The sequence below is a fragment of the Pseudomonas sp. PB120 genome, assembly GCF_009761815.1.
In the GTDB taxonomy this organism is placed as follows: domain Bacteria; phylum Pseudomonadota; class Gammaproteobacteria; order Pseudomonadales; family Pseudomonadaceae; genus Aquipseudomonas.
In genome coordinates, this window is the sequence record NZ_RWIN01000060.1 from 1 (window position 1) to 2,200 (window position 2,200).

Annotated in this window: 2 protein-coding genes; both read right to left on the bottom strand. The window is 61.3% G+C overall.

The annotated features are described in order from the left end of the window. Positions 1–844 (bottom strand): UDP-glucose/GDP-mannose dehydrogenase family protein (locus EJA72_RS12865; RefSeq protein ID WP_157711819.1); only part of this gene is annotated, 844 nt, incomplete at its 3' end. 142 nt (positions 845–986) lie between these two features. Further along, on the bottom strand, positions 987–2,200 hold a 1,214-nt coding region (locus tag EJA72_RS12870), incomplete at its 5' end, for a phospholipid carrier-dependent glycosyltransferase (protein ID WP_157711820.1).

Here is a 2,200-nt window from a genome sequence, read left to right on the forward strand (position 1 = left end):
GGGCCTCTTCGGCGCTGTGGATCAGGGCGCGCATGTCCTTGGGGAAACACGAGCCGCCATAACCGCAGCCGGGGTAGATGAAGTGATAGCCGATGCGCGAGTCGGCACCGATGCCCAGGCGCACCGACTCGATGTCGGCGCCCAGGTGTTCGGCCAGCTCGGCGATCTGGTTGATGAAGCTGATCTTGGTCGCCAGCATGCAGTTGGCGGCGTACTTGGTCAGCTCGGCGCTGCGCAGGTCCATGAACATGATGCGGTCGTGGTTGCGGTTGAACGGCGCATACAGGTCGCGCATCACCTCACGCACCGCATCCCTTTCGCAGCCGATGATGATGCGGTCAGGGCGGCGGCAATCGGCCACGGCCGAGCCTTCCTTGAGAAACTCTGGATTGGAGACGATATCGAAATCCAGGGTCTGGTCGTAGCGTTGCAGGGCCGCGCTGATCCGGTCGCGCAGGGCATCACCGGTGCCGACCGGCACCGTGGACTTCTCGACGATGATGATGGGCTCGCTGCGGTGCCGGGCGACGGCTTCACCCACCGAAAACACAGCACTCAAATCCGCTGAGCCGTCTTCCCGGGATGGCGTGCCCACGGCAATAAACAACACCTGGCCATGCTCCACCGCGAGCTTTTCGTCAGAGGTGAAACGCAGCCGTCCGTTATCCAGGTTTTCCTTGACCAGTTCAGCCAGGCCAGGCTCGAAGATGGTGACCTGGCCTAGATTAAGGGCTTTCACTTTTTCGTAGTCGATGTCCATGCAGATGACGTCATGACCGACCTCTGCCAGAACGGTTGCCTGGACGAGGCCGACATAGCCGCTACCGAATACGCTGATTTTCATGGTGCACTCCTGAGTTCGGGCGCGTAAGCAAGTCGAGAATTGATAGTGATGACGCCGGGGATGGCCATTGCCACCCCCGGGCTTTTTGAGAGGCTGAACCGTTGGTTGGACACCGGCTGGCGGGCGGTCAATCGCAGCGGGCTCATGACCCACCTTTCGGGATAATAAGAATCACGATGTTGCCTTGTTCATAGCGTTTGCCATCCTTGGGCAGTCGTTCGATTTCTTGCAATTCGTCGTCACCCTTGACGCGCATGACCACGCCGACCGAGCCACTTTGGCGGGCGTCGTGCATCCACTGCTGCACCTGATTCGGGTCAACCCGTTGCTGTAGGCCGTCTGGGTAGGCAAGGCCGTATTCCAGTTCGCCAATCGTGTTGTACAACGCCACGTCCGGACGCTTCAGGCGCCAGGCCAGCGCCGACGCGGCGCCCAGGTCATTGCTCAGCAGCGTGTCGGTCTGGCCGAGTTCTGCGGCATGCTCGAGGATGAACTGGTCGGGCATCTTGTTGGCCACCACGGACTTGGGCAGTCCGGCCGGCAGAAAACCAATCAGCAGCAAGCTGCCGAACGCTGGCGCAGCCCAGAACTTCAAAGGACGAAAGGCTTGCAGCAGGTTGGCCACGATCCAGCCGGTCACGCCGATGAACACCAGCGCCAGGTTGTGGGGCTCATGGTCGTACAGCGGTTTCTTCAGTTGCAGATAGACCAATGCAATCAGGGTGATCACGCCCAACAGCAGGTTGAGGAAACCGTTAACTCCAAGCGCCCGGCCCTGTTTCAACTGCAGCCGGTCAGCCAGTGCATGGCCCAACAGCAACGTCAACGGCAACAGGCACGGCAGGATGTAGCTCGGCAGTTTGCCTTTGCTCAGGCTGAAGAACATCAGCGGCATCAGCAGCCACAACAACAGGAAGGCGATGTTGGCCTGGCGTCGTGTTTGCCACGCTTGCCGGAGCGCCGGCGGCAACAGCGCGACCCATGGTGCGCTGAACCCGACCAGCAACGGCAGGTAATACCACCACGGTGCGTCGTGCTGCGCATCGTCCCCGGCAAAACGACGGATGTGTTCGTGCCAGAAGAAGAATCGCCAGTAATCGGGCTCCTGTGCATGCACCGCCAGGGCCCACGGCAGGCTGACGGCGATCGCCACCACAATCGCCACCGGACCGTAGGTCAGCAGTTCACGCCAGCGCTTTTGCCAGAGCATCCAGGGCAGGGCGATCAGCACCGGCAGCAGCCAGGCAAGGAAACCCTTGGTCATGAACCCCATGCCGCAGGCCAGGCCGAGCACGCCCCATGCGATCAGGCGTTGGGTGCGACCGGCGCTGTCCAGGGCAAACCACAACGCCACCA